At 69.9% G+C, this 17,236-nt stretch carries 19 protein-coding genes; 13 read left to right on the top strand and 6 right to left on the bottom strand.

The features are described from left to right. Positions 1 to 7 precede the first annotated feature (7 nt). From AB0J02_RS37855 to AB0J02_RS37845, 3 genes are all read right to left on the bottom strand, one after another. Positions 8 to 1,399, bottom strand: coding sequence for an alpha/beta hydrolase (locus AB0J02_RS37855; protein WP_363198416.1), 1,392 nt, complete (start codon positions 1,397 to 1,399; stop codon positions 8 to 10). A gap of 190 nt (positions 1,400 to 1,589) precedes the next feature. Further along, positions 1,590 to 2,420, bottom strand: coding sequence for a PaaX family transcriptional regulator C-terminal domain-containing protein (locus AB0J02_RS37850; protein WP_363198415.1), 831 nt, complete (start codon positions 2,418 to 2,420; stop codon positions 1,590 to 1,592). Between the two features lie 96 nt (positions 2,421 to 2,516). Further along, on the bottom strand, positions 2,517 to 2,978 hold the full coding sequence (locus tag AB0J02_RS37845) for a MarR family transcriptional regulator (RefSeq protein ID WP_363198414.1): 462 nt from the start codon (positions 2,976 to 2,978) through the stop codon (positions 2,517 to 2,519). A gap of 173 nt (positions 2,979 to 3,151) precedes the next feature. Here AB0J02_RS37845 and AB0J02_RS37840 point away from each other — a divergent pair, with 173 nt between their 5' ends. Genes AB0J02_RS37840 through AB0J02_RS37825 form a run of 4 tightly spaced genes read left to right on the top strand, consistent with a single transcriptional unit; the run spans position 3,152 to position 6,974 of the window. Continuing rightward, positions 3,152 to 4,069, top strand: coding sequence for an SDR family oxidoreductase (locus AB0J02_RS37840; protein ID WP_363198413.1), 918 nt, complete (start codon positions 3,152 to 3,154; stop codon positions 4,067 to 4,069). Continuing rightward, positions 4,066 to 4,956, top strand: coding sequence for an amidohydrolase family protein (locus AB0J02_RS37835; RefSeq protein WP_363198412.1), 891 nt, complete (start codon positions 4,066 to 4,068; stop codon positions 4,954 to 4,956). The genes AB0J02_RS37840 and AB0J02_RS37835 overlap by 4 nt, the downstream gene beginning before the upstream one ends. A gap of 24 nt (positions 4,957 to 4,980) precedes the next feature. Further along, positions 4,981 to 6,501 (top strand): o-succinylbenzoate--CoA ligase, encoded by a 1,521-nt coding sequence (gene menE / locus AB0J02_RS37830; protein ID WP_363198411.1) that lies wholly within the window; start codon positions 4,981 to 4,983, stop codon positions 6,499 to 6,501. A gap of 14 nt (positions 6,502 to 6,515) precedes the next feature. Further along, positions 6,516 to 6,974 (top strand): MaoC family dehydratase, encoded by a 459-nt coding sequence (locus AB0J02_RS37825; protein WP_363198410.1) that lies wholly within the window; start codon positions 6,516 to 6,518, stop codon positions 6,972 to 6,974. Between the two features lie 3 nt (positions 6,975 to 6,977). Here the strand turns inward: AB0J02_RS37825 and map are convergent, their stop codons facing one another. Beyond that, on the bottom strand, positions 6,978 to 7,766 hold the full coding sequence (map, locus tag AB0J02_RS37820; protein WP_363198409.1) for a type I methionyl aminopeptidase: 789 nt from the start codon (positions 7,764 to 7,766) through the stop codon (positions 6,978 to 6,980). Between the two features lie 294 nt (positions 7,767 to 8,060). Here map and AB0J02_RS37815 point away from each other — a divergent pair, with 294 nt between their 5' ends. The 4 genes from AB0J02_RS37815 (at position 8,061) to AB0J02_RS37800 (ending at position 10,795) form a co-directional block, all read left to right on the top strand. After that, positions 8,061 to 8,297, top strand: coding sequence for a phosphopantetheine-binding protein (locus AB0J02_RS37815; protein ID WP_363198408.1), 237 nt, complete (start codon positions 8,061 to 8,063; stop codon positions 8,295 to 8,297). After that, the gene (locus AB0J02_RS37810) at positions 8,294 to 9,538 is read left to right on the top strand and encodes a beta-ketoacyl-[acyl-carrier-protein] synthase family protein (protein WP_363198407.1); all 1,245 of its coding nucleotides are present in this window, start codon (positions 8,294 to 8,296) and stop codon (positions 9,536 to 9,538) included. Before AB0J02_RS37815 ends, AB0J02_RS37810 begins: the two co-directional genes overlap by 4 nt. A 13-nt stretch (positions 9,539 to 9,551) precedes the next feature. Next, complete coding sequence (locus AB0J02_RS37805; RefSeq protein WP_363198406.1) at positions 9,552 to 10,412, top strand: alpha/beta hydrolase; 861 nt, start codon at positions 9,552 to 9,554, stop codon at positions 10,410 to 10,412. An 86-nt stretch (positions 10,413 to 10,498) separates the two neighbouring features. Next, positions 10,499 to 10,795, top strand: coding sequence for a hypothetical protein (locus AB0J02_RS37800; RefSeq protein ID WP_363198405.1), 297 nt, complete (start codon positions 10,499 to 10,501; stop codon positions 10,793 to 10,795). Between the two features lie 89 nt (positions 10,796 to 10,884). Here the strand turns inward: AB0J02_RS37800 and AB0J02_RS37795 are convergent, their stop codons facing one another. Further along, entirely contained in the window at positions 10,885 to 11,811 is a 927-nt protein-coding gene (locus AB0J02_RS37795; RefSeq protein ID WP_363198463.1) for an NADP-dependent oxidoreductase, read from the bottom strand. A gap of 294 nt (positions 11,812 to 12,105) precedes the next feature. On the opposite strand from AB0J02_RS37795, the gene AB0J02_RS37790 reads away from it, so the two are divergent. From AB0J02_RS37790 to AB0J02_RS37770, 5 genes are all read left to right on the top strand, one after another. Next, positions 12,106 to 12,783 (top strand): hypothetical protein, encoded by a 678-nt coding sequence (locus AB0J02_RS37790; RefSeq protein ID WP_363198404.1) that lies wholly within the window; start codon positions 12,106 to 12,108, stop codon positions 12,781 to 12,783. 811 nt (positions 12,784 to 13,594) lie between these two features. Next, positions 13,595 to 13,921, top strand: coding sequence for a plasmid stabilization protein (locus AB0J02_RS37785; protein ID WP_363198403.1), 327 nt, complete (start codon positions 13,595 to 13,597; stop codon positions 13,919 to 13,921). 34 nt (positions 13,922 to 13,955) lie between these two features. After that, positions 13,956 to 14,936 (top strand): TIGR03557 family F420-dependent LLM class oxidoreductase, encoded by a 981-nt coding sequence (locus tag AB0J02_RS37780; protein ID WP_363198402.1) that lies wholly within the window; start codon positions 13,956 to 13,958, stop codon positions 14,934 to 14,936. A 180-nt stretch (positions 14,937 to 15,116) separates the two neighbouring features. Further along, positions 15,117 to 16,232, top strand: coding sequence for a hypothetical protein (locus AB0J02_RS37775; RefSeq protein WP_363198401.1), 1,116 nt, complete (start codon positions 15,117 to 15,119; stop codon positions 16,230 to 16,232). Between the two features lie 19 nt (positions 16,233 to 16,251). Further along, the gene (locus AB0J02_RS37770) at positions 16,252 to 16,644 is read left to right on the top strand and encodes a VOC family protein (RefSeq protein WP_363198400.1); all 393 of its coding nucleotides are present in this window, start codon (positions 16,252 to 16,254) and stop codon (positions 16,642 to 16,644) included. Positions 16,645 to 16,705: 61 nt separating this feature from the next. Here the strand turns inward: AB0J02_RS37770 and AB0J02_RS37765 are convergent, their stop codons facing one another. Next, positions 16,706 to 17,131 (bottom strand): DUF6299 family protein, encoded by a 426-nt coding sequence (locus AB0J02_RS37765; RefSeq protein WP_363198399.1) that lies wholly within the window; start codon positions 17,129 to 17,131, stop codon positions 16,706 to 16,708. Between the last annotated feature and the right edge of the window lie 105 nt (positions 17,132 to 17,236).

Genomic DNA, 17,236 nt, shown 5'->3' with positions numbered 1-17,236 from the left:
GTCGTCGTCAGTCTCGGGAGGGCAGGGCGGTGGCGCGGGCGGGCTCGCGGCCCACGGTCAACTCGTCGGCGTGGTAAGGGACATACGCGGCCCCGTCCAGGCCGAGAGCGAGCGCCGCGCGCTGCAGCGCGGCGGGCTGGGCGAGGCTGCCCCAGTGTCCGGTGGCGACGCGGCGCTCCACGGCATGGACGGCGGCGACCGTCTCGGCGGTGGTGAACGTGCAGTGCCCCTGTCGCTCGACGTAGGCCCGGCGCAGCAGCGCGCCGTCGCCGGAGGCGCGGACGCGGTCGGCGAAGCGGTTCTCCTGCTCGACGGGGACGAGGTTGTCGGCCGTGGTGTGTATGTCGAGCAGGGGTACGGCGAGTCCCTGTCCCGCCGACGAGGTGCGGGCGGCGGCGCGGACGGCGTCCCGGTCCGCCGTGACGGCGGCGCCTTCGGTGAGGTCGTCGAGGTCGGCGCGCAGGTCGAGTCCGGCCGCCCGGTACAGGGCGCGGACGCGTGGTGCGTGCGGGGAGCCGGAGAGCAGGTCGGCGTAGTCGACGCCGCGGTTCCAGGAGTTGTTGCCGCCGACGGACTGTTCCATGGCGTACCGCCCGCCTTCGATGAAGGAGAGCAGGCCCTGGGCGAGCCAGGCGTACTGCTGTTCCTCCTGCCCCTGCCAGTCGTCGGCGGCCGGCCTGTCCTTGCCGGGGGCCCAGGCGGGGACGTTGAGGTAGGCGGCGGCGAGGGCGATGCGGGCGCGCCCGCCGGGGGTGCTCTGGGCGGCGGTGACGGCGGCGGTGAGACGGGCCCCGGCGGCGGCCGCCTCACTCGGCGAATCGAAGCCGACGAGCTTCAACTCCTCGCCGGGGAGCAGCAGTCGGGCGATCGTGTACTCGGCGTCGAGCTGGTAGTTGTCGAGGTCGGTGCCGCCCGCGACGAGCCCGCACAGGCCGAGGGCGCCGTCGACGCGGCCGGCTCCGTCGCGGGCGATCTGCGCGTTGACGAGGCCGCCCATGGACTGCCCCACGGACAAGGTGCGGCGCGGCTCGCCGATCTTCGCGGTGACCGCGTCGAGGGTGGCGAACTGGTCGCGCTCGGCACTGGCCAGGGCCCACTGGGGCCCGTTCGGGTCGTACGAGGAACCGGCCAGGGCATACCCCTCGGCGAGCAGGGCGCCGCGCGCCGCGTCGGACGGCGCGTTCTGGGCGACAGTGGGCCCGAAGCCGTGGCTGAACAGGAGCAGGGTGCCGTTCCAGTGGCCGGGCGCCGGGGTGTCGGCGATCCAGGTGGCGCCGTCGGCGAGGGTGCCGGTGAGGTGCTGCGCTTCGGCGGCGGCATCGGCGCGGGCGGTGCCCGGCGCGGCGAGGCAGAAGACGGCGGCCACCAGGGCGGCTGTGGCGCGTACGCGGACGGGCATGAGGAGCTCCGATCTGCGGTGGGGAGCGCGGGGTGCGGGCAATGCTCAGTGCACTGAGCGGACCGGGGAACGGCACGGAATGTAAGGCAGCTTCCGAACGGCCGTCAATGAATTGCACAACATCAGGGCAGACGGACGGCGGGGCGGCCGGCCGGACAGGCATGCCGAGCGCCGCCCGGCGAGGAAGGGGTCACGCCTCCGCGCGCACCGGCACCGTCTCGATCACACGCCGCGCCGCGTCCTTCGCGGGCCCGTCGAGCCGCTCGTGCACCGCGCGGAACAGATCCTGCGCGGGCCCCGCCGGCCACTCCCCCGGCAGATGCTCCACCGGCAGCCGGGGGTCGCCGCGGATGACGCCGAGCCAGTCGGTCGCGAGCCGCAGCCGCAGCGCGAGCGCGTCCTGCGCACACGCCGCGTCCCGACCGCCGTACGGCCGCCACTGATCGCTGAACTCGCGGTAGGCGCGGGCGAGTCCGGCCAGGTCCCAGGTGTCGTCGATCATCTCGGCGACATCCATGCCGATGTCCGCGGTGGCCCGGAACACCTTGACGTGCGCGGCGAGACCGAGCTCGGCCACGATGCCGGCGACGTCCACCGCGCCGGGCGCGATCCACAAGCCGCTGAACAGCGGCCCGAACCCGGCCCAGGTGAGCTGCGCGCGCAGATCGTGCCGCTGCCGCTGCCAGGAGTCGGGCAGCGAGAACCCGAGCAGCGACCAGGTGCCGTCCCAGCCGTCGTTGACGGCGCCCGTCTGCCAGATGCGGCGCTCGCCGTCGCGCAGGATCGCCTCGGAGCGGTCGGTGAGCCCGAAGTACGTGCGCCTGCCCTCACGTTGACGACGCAGCAGTCCTCGGGCCGCCATCCGGGTCAGGGTCGAACGGGTCGCGTGCTCGCCGACACCGGCCCGCGCGAACACCTCGATGACGCTGCCCGAGTACACGCACACCCCGCGCCCGAGCACCTGATCACCGAGGAAGCTCAGCATCAGGGACTGGGGACGGTGGGTGGTGTCGGTACTCACCCGGGTACGTTAACCGGCGCTCGGCCGGGCGTGACAAGCCCGGCACCGTCACTCCTCCCAGCGCCGGGCCGGCCTGCGGATGCAGCCGCACAGGACTCAGGCGAGTCTCGCCTCCGCGAGCCGCAGCAGCAGCGCGTGCAGCGTCTCGCGCTCGTCGTCCGCGAGGGGGTCGAGCAGTTCGTCCGTGACGCGCTGCCCCGCCTCGTCCGTGTCGCGCAGAAAGCCGCGCCCGTCCGCGGTGAGCACGACGATGCGGCTGCGACGGTCGTCCGGCGAGGGGCGCCGCTCGACGAATCCGGCCTTCTCCAGGTCGTCGACGAGGCCGACGATCGCGCTCGGGTCGTAGCCGAGCCGCGCGCTCAACTCCCGTTGCAGGGCGCCGTCAGAGGTGGCCAGGAAGCGCAGCACCGCGTAGTGGCGCAGGCGCAGGCCGGATTCCTGGAGCGAGGAGTTGAACAGCTGTCCCGAGCGCAGGCCGAGCCGGTACAGCAGATAGCCCGTGTCGGCGTGCAGTCTGCGCATCCACGGCTCGTGCGCGTCGATCGGGGCGGGGTTCATACGGTCTCCCAGGTTCCGTGCGTGCGGGTGGCTGCCCAGTCTGACGTACGAACCAGTCGACAACAACTATTGACGTCACCAATTATTGCTCATAACTTCCATTCAGGCGCCGCGCCCCGGATTCCGACGGGGTGCCGCGCCCCCAAGTCACGCCCCTGCGAGAGGACTTGAACGTGTCCACAGACCTCACCGGCAAGGCAGCCGTCGTCACCGGCAGCGGCCGGGGCCTCGGCCTCGCCTACGCGCACGCCCTGGCCGCCCACGGCGCCTCGGTCGTCGTCAACGACATCGACGAGGCCGTCGCCGAGGCGGCCGTCAAGTCCATCACCGAGGCGGGCGGCACGGCCGTCGCCGAGGTCGTACCGGTCGGCACCGCAGAGGCGGCCGACCGCCTCGTCGCCCGCGCCGTGGCCGAGTTCGGACGCCTTGATGTGCTGGTCACCAACGCCGGCATCCTGCGCGACAAGGTGCTGTGGAAGATGACCGACGACGACTTCGACGCGGTGGTCACCACCCATCTCAAGGGCACGTTCACCTGCGCCCGCGCCGCCGCCGTCCGTATGCGCGAGCAGGGCGAGGGCGGCAGCCTGATCCTGGTCGGCTCCCCCGCGGGCCAGCGCGGCAACTTCGGCCAGACCAACTACGCGGCCGCCAAGGCGGGCATCGCCGCGATGGCCCGTACGTGGTCGATGGAGCTCGCCCGCGCACAGATCACCGTCAACGCGATCGTGCCCGTCGCCGCGACCGCCATGACCGAGACCATCCCCGCGTTCGCCCCGTACATCGAGGCGATGCGCGGCGGCGCACCGCTGCCGGCGTTCCTCCGCAAGGGCGAGGGCTTCGGCACCCCCGAGGACTGCGCGGCCCTGGTGCCCTTCCTCGCCTCCGACGCCGCCCGCGACGTCACCGGGCAGGCCATCGGCATCGGCGGCGACCGGGTCACTCTCTGGTCCCACCCACAGGAGATCAAGGCGGCCTACGCGGACGGCGGCTGGACCCCCGAAGCGCTCGCCGACGCCTGGTCCACGTCGCTCGGCGCCGAGCGCCAGACGGTCGGCATCCCCGCACCCCGCGTCCCGGAGGCCTCATGACCACCTCCGGCATCAACCCGGACGACCTGGTCGCGATCGACGTCCACACCCATGCGGAGGTGTCCTCCAAGGGCCACGCCTCCCTCGACGACAACCTGCACGACGCCTCCTCCGCGTACTTCAAGGTCGAGGGCAAGCGGAAGCCGACGCTGGAGGAGATGGCGGCGTACTACCGTGAGCGGCGGATGGCGGCGGTCGTCTTCACCGTCGACGCGGAGTCCGCGACCGGCACCGCGCCCGTCCCCAATGAGGAGGTCGCCGAGGCGGCCGCCGCCAACCCGGACGTGCTGATCCCCTTCGCGTCGATCGACCCGTTCCGTGGCAAGGCGGGTGTCCGGCAGGCCCGCCGCCTGGTCGAGGAGTACGGAGTCAAGGGCTTCAAGTTCCATCCGTCGATCCAGGGCTTCTTCCCCAACGACCGTTCCGTGGCCTACGCGTTGTACGAGGTCATCGAGGAGGCGGGTGCCATCGCCCTCTTCCACACCGGGCAGACCGGCATCGGCGCGGGTGTCCCCGGAGGTGGCGGCATCCGCCTGAAGTACAGCAATCCGCTGCACGTGGACGACGTGGCGGCCGACTTCCCGCACCTGAAGATCATCCTGGCGCATCCGTCCTTCCCCTGGCAGGACGAGGCCCTCGCGGTCGCCACCCACAAGCCCGGCGTGCACATCGACCTCTCCGGCTGGTCACCGAAGTACTTCCCGCCCCAACTGGTCCAGTACGCCAACACGTTGCTCAAGGACAAGGTCCTCTTCGGCTCCGACTACCCGGTCCTCACCCCCGACCGCTGGCTCGCCGACTTCGCGAAGCTGCCGATCAAGGACGAGGTCCGGCCGAAGATCCTCAAGGAGAACGCGGCCCGCCTGCTGGGGCTGACCAAACCGTAGGAGACAGAAACCGTAGGAGACAGGATGCGCAACGAGGGACTGGGGTCGTGGCCCGCACGCCGGGCCCGCAAGACCCCGCACCGCACGGCCCTGATCCACGACAGCACGGGCACGCGGCACACGTACGCCGAACTCCACACGCGCACCACCCGCCTCGCCCACGCTCTGCGCGCCCGCGGGATCCGCCGGGGCGACCGCGTGGCCCACCTCGGCCCGAACCACCCCGCCTACCTGGAAACGTTCTTCGCGGCGGGCGTCCTCGGCGCGGTCTTCGTCCCGCTCAACACCCGCCTCGCGGGACCCGAGATCGCCTACCAGCTGAGCGACTCCGGCGCCAAGGTCCTCATCCACTCCCGCGCCCACCGGTCCCTGGTGGCCGGCCTCCCGGGCAGCACGGATGTCCGTACGTACGTCGAAGTCGGCCCGGAGTACGAGCAGTTGATCGCGTCGGAGGCCACGGACGAGGCCATCGACGAGACCGTCACCGGCGACGACACCTGCATCATCATGTACACCTCGGGCACCACGGGCCGCCCCAAGGGCGCCATGCTCACCCACGCCAACCTCACCTGGAACGCGGTCAACGTCCTCGTCGACACCGACCTCACCTCCGACGAACGCGCCCTGGTCAGCGCCCCGCTCTTCCACACGGCGGGCCTCAACATGCTCGCTCTGCCGGTCCTCCTCAAGGGCGGCGCCTGCGTCCTCGTCGATTCCTTCGACGCGGAGCAGACGCTGCGGCTGATCGCGGAACACCGGATCACCACCATGTTCGGGGTGCCCACGATGTACGACCTGGTGGCGCGGCAGCCCGCCTGGCCCACGGCCGACCTCACCTCGCTGCGCACACTTCTGTGCGGCGGCGCCCCCGTGCCGACCGCGCTCATCGCCACGTACCAGGCGCGCGGCCTCACCTTCCTTCAGGGTTACGGCATGACCGAGGCCTCGCCGGGCGCTCTCTTCCTCGACGCCGAACACGCGGTGGAGAAGGCCGGTTCGGCAGGCGTGCCGCACTTCTTCACGGACGTACGGGTCGTGCGCCCGGACCTCACCCCCACCGAACCCGGCGAGACCGGCGAGATCCTGGTGCGCGGCCCGCACGTCATGCCCGGCTACTGGGGCCTGCCCGACGCGACCGCCGCCGCCTTCTCCGACGGCTGGTTCCGCAGCGGCGACGCGGCCCGGACCGACGAGGACGGCTACGTCCACATCGTCGACCGCATCAAGGACATGATCATCTCCGGCGGCGAGAACGTGTACCCCGCCGAGATCGAGGACCTCCTCCTGGCCCACCCCGCCATCGCCGAATGCGCGGTCATCGGCGTACCCGACGACAAGTGGGGCGAGGTGCCGCGCGCGGTCGTGGTCCCGCGCGCGGGCGCGCACCCGGACCCGGACGAGGTACTGGCCTCCCTGGCCGGCCGCCTCGCCAAGTACAAGATCCCCAAGTCCGTGGTGATCACGGACGAACTCCCGCGCACCGCCTCCGGAAAGCTCCTCAAGTCGCGGTTGCGCGACCACTACGGAAACCGTCAACTCCCGTAAGGAAGACGAACAGCATGAGCCTCACCGTCAACGGCCTGGACGAACTCGAGAAGCTCGCGGGCAGTGAACTCGGCACCAGCCAGTGGATCGAGATCACCCAGGAACAGATCAACACGTTCGCGGACGCCACCGGCGACCACCAATGGATCCATGTCGACCCCGAGAAGGCCGCGGCCGGCCCCTTCGGCGCCCCCATCGCCCACGGCTACCTGACCCTCTCCCTGTTCATCCCCTTGTTCACCGAACTCCTCGACGTCCAGGGCGTCACGACGAAGGTCAACTACGGCCTCAACAAGGTGCGTTTCCCCGCCCCCGTGAAGGTGGGCTCGCGCATCCGGCTCGTCGGAAGGCTCGCGACCGTCGAGCGTGTGGCCGGAGGCGGAGTGCAGATCACCGTCGACGGCACGATCGAGATCGAGGGCGGAGCGAAGCCGGCGGCGGTACTGCAGAGCCTTTCCAGGTTCTACGCCTGAGCCTCACGCCTGCGCTTGTACCTGCGTCGGCAAGGTGAGGATCTCGGCCCCGTCCTCGGTGATGGCGATCGTGTGCTCGCTGTGCGCCGTCCGGCAGCCCGTCGCACTGCGGAGCGTCCACCCGTCCTTGTCGGTGACGAGTTCGGCGGTGTCCGCCATGACCCACGGCTCCAGCGCCAGCAGCAGTCCGGGGCGCAGTTTGTAGCCACGGCCGGGCCGCCCGGTGTTCGAGACGTGCGGGTCCTGGTGCATGGTCGATCCGATGCCATGGCCCCCGAACTCGGTGTTGATCGGGTATCCCGCCTCACTGAGGACCGTGCCGATGGCATGCGAGATGTCGCCGATCCGGGCCCCGGGCCCGGCGGCGGCGATCCCCGCGGCCAGCGCGCGCTCGGTCGTACGGATCATCGCGACGCTCTCCGGGGGTTGCGTGTCGCCCACGATGAAGCTGATGGCGGCGTCGGCCGCGACTCCGTCCTTGGAGACCGCGAGGTCGAGTGTCAGCAGATCGCCGTCGGCGAGTGTGTAGTCGTACGGCCGTCCGTGGAGCACGGCGTCGTTGACGGCCGTGCAGATGTAGTGGCCGAACGGGCCGCGTCCGAAGGACGGCGCGTAGTCGACGTAGCAGGACTGCGCGCCCGCCTCGACGATCATTTTCTTGGCCCACCGGTCGATGTCCCGCAGGTTCGTGCCGATCGCGCTACGACTCCTCAGCGTCTGCAGGATGTCTCCGACCAGGGCACCTGTCTCTTTCGCCCGGGCCAGGAGGGTGGGGTTCAGGATCTCGATCATGCGGCACTCTTCTCACGTAACCAATAACTATACCGGCCATACTATACCGGTATTAGAATCGGAGGCACCGTCGGGCCGCCGCCGCTTCGCACGTGATGCCGGCCCGGTCGGCGTGTCGTCGCGCGCCCGATGGCCCGAGCGCGGCACACGTGGCCGGACAACCTGGGTGCCAATGAGGCCTACAGCAACGGGTTTTACAGGATTTGACTGCGCCGACGGCCGTGACCTCGCGCGCGGTGACGCGTTTTCCAAGGTGACCATCGTGAGCAAGGAGAGGTAAGGAGCGGTACCGAAGTGGAAGCCACTGAGCGTGTCACGGTTCTCTTGGACAAGAACTTCGGGGTCCGCCTCGACAACGTCTCCCCCGACTCCCCCCTGTACAAGCTGTCCATCGACTCCCTCGCGCTGGAGGAACTGCTCCTCCTGATCGAGGACGAGTGCGCCATCGACCTGGCCGACACGACCCTGACGTCGCGCGACACGGTCGAAGCACTGATGAACATCGTGCGTCAGAGGACAGCGACGGCATGAGTGCTACGAGGCGCGACCCCGCCGCGGTCGTAGTGACCGGTCTCGGTCTGGTGACCGCCGCGGGAATCGGGGTGAAGGAGACCTGGAGCCAGGTCACCGGCGCGACCGCTCCCCTCGGAGTGCAGCGGCCGCCTTCACTGCAGGACCTGCCCTGCGATTTCATGTACACCGTCGGCGGCCTCGACGTCGACGCCGTGCTCGGTGTGGCCAGTTCCCGGCTGATGGACCGTTTCGCCCAACTGGCCGTGGTCGCGGCGCGAGAGGCCGTGGCGGACGCCCGGCTCGGCCCGGACATCTGGGACAGCACACGCGTCGCGGTGGTCATCGGCTCCGCCCACGGCGGTCTCGACTTCTTCGACGAGCAGCAGGGCGCGCTCACCGCGCGGGGCGCTCGCCGGGTGTCGCCGAGGCTGGCACCGCTGAGCGTCGTCAACGGGGCCGCCGGAAGCGTCGCCCGGGACCTCGGCACCCGTGGACCCAGCCTGGCGGTGGCCACCGCGTGTTCGTCCGGCACCGACGCGATCGGCACGGCGCTGCAGCTGTTGCGCGCCGGGGCCTGCGACATCGCCGTCACCGGCGGCGCGGAGTCCATGTGCACCCGCGCGGTCTTCGCCGGTACGTGCAACGCGAAGGCCTTGTCGACCCGCACCGAGGACCCCACCGCCGCCTGCCGCCCGTTCGACGTGGACAGGGACGGCTTCGTCGTGGGCGAAGGGGCCGGGGTCCTGGTGCTGGAGCGTGCGGAACACGCCCGGGCCCGGGGCGCCCGGTCCCGGGCTGCCGTCCGCGGGTACGGGGCGGCCACGTCCAGTGAGGCGTCCTCGCCCGTCGCGCCGAGCGAAGCCGGCATCGAGCTGGCGCTGCGCGCCGCGCTGACCGATGCCGATGTGAGTCCCGGCGACGTGCAGCACGTCAACGCCCATGGCACGTCCACTGTCATGAACGACCTGGTGGAAGGCGCCGTCCTGCACCGCGTCCTGGGCGACGGCCCGCTGGTGACCTCCACGAAGGCGATGACCGGGCACACGCTGGGCGCCGCCGGCGGCATCGAAGCCGCCTTCACCGTTCTCGCTCTTGAGGACCAGCTGGTGCCGGCGACGATGAACCTCCGGACGCAGGACCCGCGCGTCCCTGTCGAAGTGGTGGCCCAGTCGGCGAGATCGGCCCGCCTGGACTGTGCGGTGAGCACCTCGCTCGGCTTCGGCGGGCACAACTCCGTCCTTGTCCTCGCTCGTGACTGAACCGGGAAGAAGCATGATCGAGGAGCACATCCGCGCCGTGACCGTGCAAGGCGTGCGGTACACCTACCGGGTGCTACAGCCCTCGGTGCCCGCCGCCGAGCCCGTCGTCGTGCTGGGCGGGGTGCTCGAGGGCATGTACGACTGGGCGTACCTGGAAGGAACCGTTCTGCCGAGGGCGAGCCTGGTCACCGTGGACCTGCCGGCTCTGCGATCGACCGCCTTCCAGGGCGCGGACCGGGACGACGTCGACACACTTTGTGTAGGACTCGAGGGCATCATCGCGGACCTCGGCGCCGCCCGCGTCAACCTCTACGGCTACTCCCTGGGGGCGGCCGTCGCGTTTCAGTATGCGCAGCGCAACTCCGAGCGCGTCGCACGGCTCCTCATCGGGGGCGTCCCCGACCAGGTCACTGAGGAACTGGTGGCCCACTTGCGGCGTGCCACCGACCGGGCGCGGGCCGGTGACGCGGACGGCTTCGCCACGCTGATGGCCGAGCGTCTGCTCTGCCTCGACGAGAGCCACCACGTCCACCGCCGCGCCCTGACCCTCGGCTACCTGCGGCGCTTCATGCGCAACGCGGCCGGCATGCCACACAAGGTCGACCTGCTGGCCACTGCGCTGACCAGCCGTCACCACCCCCTGACAGGCGGCCTCACCGGGGTACCCACCATGGTGTTCACCGGTGAACACGACCATCTCCATCCTCTCGATCGGCAGCGAGCCTTCACGGCGACGATCGACGACAGCCGGTTCGTTACTTTCCCCGACTGCGACCACATGCTTCCGTTGCAGCGTCCCGAAGCAGTCACCTCCCTGGTGGGCTCTTTCCTCATGCGGGAACCGATGGTGAACAGCGGAGCTTCGGTCGCGTAGGAGCCAGGTCTGAGGGCGATTCCTGCATCATCGATCATCATCGATCTACTTTCGGTGAACGGGCGAAGAGCGGGTACACGGCCCACATGACAGCAACCACCGAACTCCCCGAGCGTTCTTCGGCGGTGCACGGGCTGCGCCGTATCCGCGTCTTCTACACGGGAGGAACGCTCCTGTGGGCAGCCGCTGCCGCATGGACAGGATGGTTGCACCCGGGCAGTAGGCAGATGTGGGTGTCGCTCCTTCTTCTCGCCGTGTTCACCGGGCTCCTGGCCACGACGTCCCTGTGGCTGAGCAGGACCGTGCTCTCCCGCCCCGGCGCTTTGCGGGGCCGCCCGGTGAAACCCCGGCCGGCCGCGACCGCCGGTCACGTCAGGGCCTGATCACCCGGCACACGACGCGGGCCCGTCCTGGACGCACGACGCGACGTCCGGGACGGGCCTTCTACCGTGCCGATGCGATCCGGCGGCTCTCACTCGTCCGAGACGTGGATGAGGATTTTGCCGTGCACATGGCCCGTCTGGCTGAGTTCGAAGGCGTCCCCTGCGCGCTCCAGCGGAAAGGTCTCGGCCACCGGCACCCGCAGCTGTCCCTTGTCCGCGAGGTCGGCCAGGGCGCGCAGGCCCGCCGCGTCAGGGCGCGCCCACATCCACTGACCACCCGCGTCCGTGACGTCCGGGTCGGCGATCGAGGCGTGCCTGCCGCCTTCGCGAAGCACTGCCCGCGTGGTGTCCAGCACCCCGCCGACGTAGTCGACGACCACGTCCACGCCGTCGGGTGCGAGCGCCTTGACCCGGTCGATCACACCGTCCCCGTAGCTGACCGGCTCCGCCCCGAGCTCCCGCAGCCGGTCGTGATTGCTCTCGGAGGCGGTGGCGATGACGCGGGCCCCGAGCGCCCGGGCGATCTGCACGCCGAACGTGCCGACACCGCCGGCCGCCCCGTGGATCAGCACCGTGTCGCCGCTGCCCGTGTCCAGCCGGGTCAGGGTCTGGTACGCGGTCAGCCCCGCCAGGGGCACTCCGGCCGCCTCACCCCAGCTCAGGGACCGCGGCTTGGCGACCAGGGCACGTACGGGAACCGCCACGAACTCGGCGAACGTTCCTCCGTGCACGTAGTCCTTACGGGCGTAGGAGAAGACCTCGTCCCCCGCCGTGAACTCCGGGGCGTCGATGCCCACCCGCTCCACGACCCCGGAGACGTCCCAGCCCGGAATCACCGGAAAGACGGTGTCCATCATCCCGTCCAGGCCGCCGGCCATCACCTTCCAGTCGACCGGGTTCACCGCGGCGTACCGCACCCGTACGAGAACCTCGCCGGGACCCACCTTCGGCACCGGCTGCTCGGTCAGTGACAGGACGCCGCTGTCTCCGTACTTCCCATAGGTCATGGCCTTCATCGTGGCCTGTTCACTCTGCTCGTTGCCCATGCTTCGCTCCGGCCAGATATGTGGTGTGGGTCAGGAATGCTCCCCGTACCCATGTTTGCCGCAGGCAGTCGACGCGGCCACCCGTACCCGTGCCCCAGCCACGCTTCGACCGGATGTCCGGGACACACCAGCGTCGTAGCCGCCCGGTCCCGGGCACCGGTGATCGCCGTCAATGATGTTGAACTCCGCAAGTCCAACACCGCGTGCCGCAAGGGTGGGTAGCATCCACCAGCACTACCCCTAAGGCACAAGGAGCGTGGCGCCGTGGCCGGCGAGTCGGACAACCTCATTCAGAACAAGTACGCGGAGAGCATCGCCGCCGACATCGAGAAGAACCGTGCCGAGCGGGCGCAGCTCACCGAACAGCTCGCTCAGCTGGAGAAGGACCACGCCTATCTCGTCGCGCTGCAGGACGCGGTCGGGCCCGATGCCACAGGCACCGTGGCGCAGGAGACGGCCGCTCCGGCCGTGCCCGCTCCCCGTCAGGACTCCCCCGCCGCGGCGCCCGTCAAGAAGCCTGCGGCCAAGGCGCCCAAGAAGCCTGCCGCGAAGACGGTGAAGACCAACGGCAGGAAGGCGCCCGCCGGGCAGAATGCGAAGCCCGCGGCACGCAAGGCCACAGCGGAGAAGGCGCGGACGACGGCCGCGGCGCCGACGCTGGGCGACCTCGTGGTGGCGCTGCTCGCGCAGCAGCCCGGCGATCCGCTCACCGCCGCCGACATCCAGAAGAGGCTCACCGAGGCCCACCCCGACCGGTCCGCCCTCAAGCCGCAGGTCCTGCGCAACACCCTGGACCGGCTCGTGGCCAAGGCCAGGATCGACAAGAGCAAGCAGCGCAACTCGGTGCTGTACAGCGGCCGTTCGTCCGCCGCTACCGCCGGCGCTTCCACCCCGGCCGAGGCCGAATCCGAGCCGAAGCAAGCGGCCGACACAACGGTGTAGCCGTCGGCGGGTACGCCGAGGCGGAGCGGGGCCCGGGCCACGGACTCGGCCACTGACACGTCAGTGGCCGAGTGCCATGTGCGGCGCGAGAAGATTCTTCCCGTAGTCGTTGCCATTGGGGGTGCGGATGATGGCGTGGATGTGCCGCTGAGTCATCGCGGCTTCCCATCCCGCCGCTTTCCCGATGGGGCCGAGGTCCTGTGCGTCGAGGGTCGAGTGGCCGGACGCCACCTCCGGAGGCGAGGTCCCCGAGGCCGGCCACTACTACCGGCCGGCGAGCGACAACATGGCCGGTGTGGTCAGCGGGCCCGACGGCCACAACGCTCCGACGCTGTGCATCGACGTCACGGAGCCCGCCGACTCAACTGCGTCATCACCGGCACCGATGTGCCCACGACGAGATCCCGAACGTGGAAAGCGCGGTAGACCTCGTGCTGCTGGCCGACGGGCACCGCGTGCATCACCAGCAGCCCGCGCCGGGAGCCGCACTGGCGGCCGCCCGGCCCGCCCGCTGACCATGGCCTGCCCCAGCATCCGCCTGAACCGCACGGCCGAAACGGTGGTCACGCGCCTGTGCGAGGGCGACTTCCCGCGTGTCTGACCAAGGGATCGAAGCTGGACCTGTACCGCCGGGGCTGCACCCGCACCGATGCCGCTCATCCGTTCGGTGGCTGCCTGGTCGCACTCCCGGCGGAGCCCGCATCAGATGAGAGTCATGTGCTCCGGTTTCGGGTGAAACGCCGTGGACAACCGGAACAGGACACCATCGGCAGCGGCTGATCCCGCCGCGCCCGTCGGGAAGGACGATCCCATGCCTCAAGGTTCGAACGCGAAGCGTGAGCGCCAGTACGAGCACATCAAGGACAGCGCCGAGAAGCGCGGAACGCCCAAGGGCCGGGCCAAGGAGATCGCGGCGCGCACCGTGAACAAGGAACGAGCCCGTTCCGGCGAGTCGGAAACGGCGAGCAGGACCTCCACCCGCGACAAGAAGTCCGCGCCGCAGCGCGGCGGCGAGCGCTCCCACAGCGGTGCGCAGGGGCCGACGAAGGACCAGCTCTACGCAGAGGCCAAGAAGCGGGGAGTGGAGGGCCGTTCCTCGATGAACAAGCAGGAACTGGCCAAAGCACTCGGCCGCTGACGGTCCGGCCCGAAACTCGAGGAACGAGGAACACGTGCAGGTAGGTTACAAGCTGGCCGCCGAGGCATTCGGCCCGGCGGAACTGGTACGCCAGGCAGTCCTGGCAGAGCAAGCGGGCTTCGACTTCGTCGAGATCAGCGACCACTACCATCCATGGCTCGACAATCAGGGCCATTCCCCGTTCGCCTGGTCCGTGCTCGGCGGCATCGCGGCCAAGACCTCACGGATCGGCCTGGCGACCGGTGTGACCTGCCCGACGGTCCGGTACCACCCGGCGATCATCGCTCAGGCCGCCGCCACGCTCGCCCTGATGTCCGAGGGACGGTTCGTCCTCGGTGTCGGCTCGGGAGAGCGGCTCAACGAACACGTCGTCGGCCCCGGCTTTCCGAATACGGTCCGTCCCCGGCACGAAATGCTCAAAGAAGCCCTGGAGATCATCCGGCTGTTGTGGAGCGGGGGGTACCGGTCCTACGAAGGGAAGCATCTGCAGTTGCAGGACGCCCGCGTATTCGACCTCCCCGACGAACTGCCGCTCATCGCGGTCGCCGCCAGTGGCTCACTGTCGGCGCGCCTCGCCGCGGACCTCGGCGACGGTCTCTTCGCCACCGAGGCGAAGCCGGAGATCGTCGAGCACTACCAGAAGGCCGGCGGCACGGGCCCGCGCTATGCCGAGGTCCCCATGGCCTGGGCGCCCGATGAACACACCGCCGCGAAGGCAGCGCTGGAAACGTCACGCTGGGCCCTGACCGGGTGGAAGGTCATGAGCGAGCTGCCCAACCCGGTCAACTTCGATGCCGCGACCGCGACCGTGCGCGAGGAGGACATCCTGGAAAAGTTCGCCTGCGGCACCGACCCGGACCGGTTCGTCAAGGCGGCCCAGCCCTTCGTCGACGCCGGCTTCGACAGGCTGGTCATGCAGAACGCCGGCCCCGACCCCGACGGCTTCATCGACTTCTACCAGCGCGAACTCGACACACGCATCCGGCAGCTCAAGCCGACCGGCATTTCACACTGACCTACGACAGCTACGACGGCGCAGGTCCGGCTCTCAGATGCGACATTTTCAGCAGTCCGCCCGGATGCCCCTTATGCGGCGTTTCACGTAACTGCGGCCGCGTGGGCGCGTTGTCGCGGTATGTCTGCACCTTGCACGCCTCAGGATCAAGAGACGCCCGTCGGCGCTCCGCCGTACTTGTTGACCAGCTCTCAGGGCCACGCGGCCCGCGAGCTCCTTCGTTACGTCGTCGGTCTTCCGCTTGCCGAGGACGGGAGCCGCCTGTTGGCCACGGTCGTGGCCATCCGGGCGGCGCAGGGCGGTACGGGGAACGTCACCGGTCTGGATCTGCGCGGCCTGCGACTGTCCGACCCTCGAGGCACCCTGGACGCGCTGCGGGGGCTGGGCTGGGATGTGGCGGATGAACTGCTCGACCCCGACTTCGAGGCGCCGGTGGCCGTGACCGTGCCCGACCTCGCGGTCAGCGGGGACAGCCCGCTGGCTTTCGGCAAACTCATGCGCTCGCGGGTGTCGGGGTGGGTGAAGACGACCCTTTCGGCGAAGCCGGTCAAGAAGGCATCGGTCGAGGTCCGTTGGGCCGCTCTGTTCCTGGCAGCGCACACCTCGCCTCGGGCCGGTGGCGCGTTGCCCGATGAGCTGCCCGCGTCGTGCCGGGCCGCGGTGCCGGAACTGGTTGCTCGGGGCTTCCTCACCCAGACCGCGCAGATCACACAAGGCACGCAGAGCGACGGCGAGCATTACGCGTTGACTTCCGCCGTCGCACAACTGTCCGGCATGGCTCCGGCGAGCCCGCAGGGTGTACTGCCCAGGGCATCCCGCGCTCAGCAGAGCGACAAGGACGCGGCAGCACGAAGCCTCGACTTCGATCCCGCGGCTTGGGAGGCATGGAAGCTGAAGGCCAGTCCCGCGTTGCTGCGCCATGTACAAGCCGTGGAGGACTGTTCTCGCTGCGCCCGTTCCGTCGAGGACGTGGCCTCGGCGTTCACCGTTCCCGCTCAGTGGCGTCCCGTGCCGCGTCGGCAGCGCACGGCCTACGGTGAGTGGAAGGACGCCCATCCCGACCGTGGCCCCGAGGCGGCCCGGTTCACGGTGTCCTTCCGTACCGAGCACGGTCACGGCCCTTCCTATACGCAGCTCAGCGAGGGGCTCGGCTGGGATCTCGCTCGCCCGATCAAGGGATTCGTGGTGCAACGTCTGATCGCGAACGAATGGCTGACCACAACAGGTACGGTCCCCTGGACCCTGCGTCCGGGTGCTGCCGCCCACCACGCCGGAATCGTTTTGCCCCGAGCCTGAAGCCAGAGGAGAACACTCCATGAAGATCCACCTGACCAGCGTCTTCGTCGACGACCAGGCCAAGGCGCTGCACTTCTACACCGAGATCCTCGGCTTCGTGAAGAAGCAGGACGTGCCGGTGGGCGAGAGGGACCGGTGGCTGACCGTCGTCTCGCCCGACGAGTCCGGCGGCCCCGAGCTCCTCCTGGAGCCCGCCGCCCATCCTGCTGCCAGGACCTACCGCGACTCGCTCGTCGAGGACGGCATTCCGCTCGCCCAGTTCGCCGTCGACGATGTGCGGGCGGAGTACGAGCGCCTGCGCGGCCTCGGCGTCCGCTTCACCCAGGAGCCCGAGGAGATGGGCCCCGTCACCACGGCCGTCCTCGACGACACCTGCGGCAATCTGATCATGATCGCGACCGAACCGCAGTAGGCGCCCGCACTCAGGGCTTCCGGGCCCTGAGGGCGGGCACAACGGGGGCCGGCCGGCAGCCTCACTTGCTCAGCGTCACGTCCTGCTTGTGCGTCGCGTGGAAGTACGGGAGGGGCAGCCCGTGCTGAGAGCGGAGTTCCATCACGGTGGCCTCCGCGTGCACGACACCGGGCTGCACCGTGTCGCCCCCGGTCTTGCCGGTGTTCTTCCAGGTGTGCTCGAGTCCGTCGCACCGGGCCGCGCTCCCGCCGATGCCGTGCTGCACAGCGGCGGAGCCCTCCCTGATGGAGGAGGAAATGAAGGCGGGGCCGGTGCTGTGATGACAACGGTAGGTACCGGACAGCGTCACGGTGCCGTCCGCGGCAACCCGTCCGAGCGAATCGACAGTGACGAACTCGTTCGGTTCGGCGGCGGTGGCCGGTTGAGCGCCCAGTAGAAGCGAGACGCCGACAGTCGTGCCCAGGACGAAGCGAGACCGGGATGACATGGAAAAAACCTCCTGATTCGGGACTCCATTCATAACCGGCACCCCGCGCCGGGTTGCAGACCGTCATCCCTTCGGCGGCGAGTCCGCACGGCTGATGGACGAGGA

The sequence above is a fragment of the Streptomyces sp. NPDC050264 genome (genome assembly GCF_040655895.1).
GTDB lineage: Bacteria > Actinomycetota > Actinomycetes > Streptomycetales > Streptomycetaceae > Streptomyces.
The sequence above is the reverse complement of the archived record's forward strand: the minus strand, read 5'-3'. Positions and strand labels throughout refer to the sequence as shown.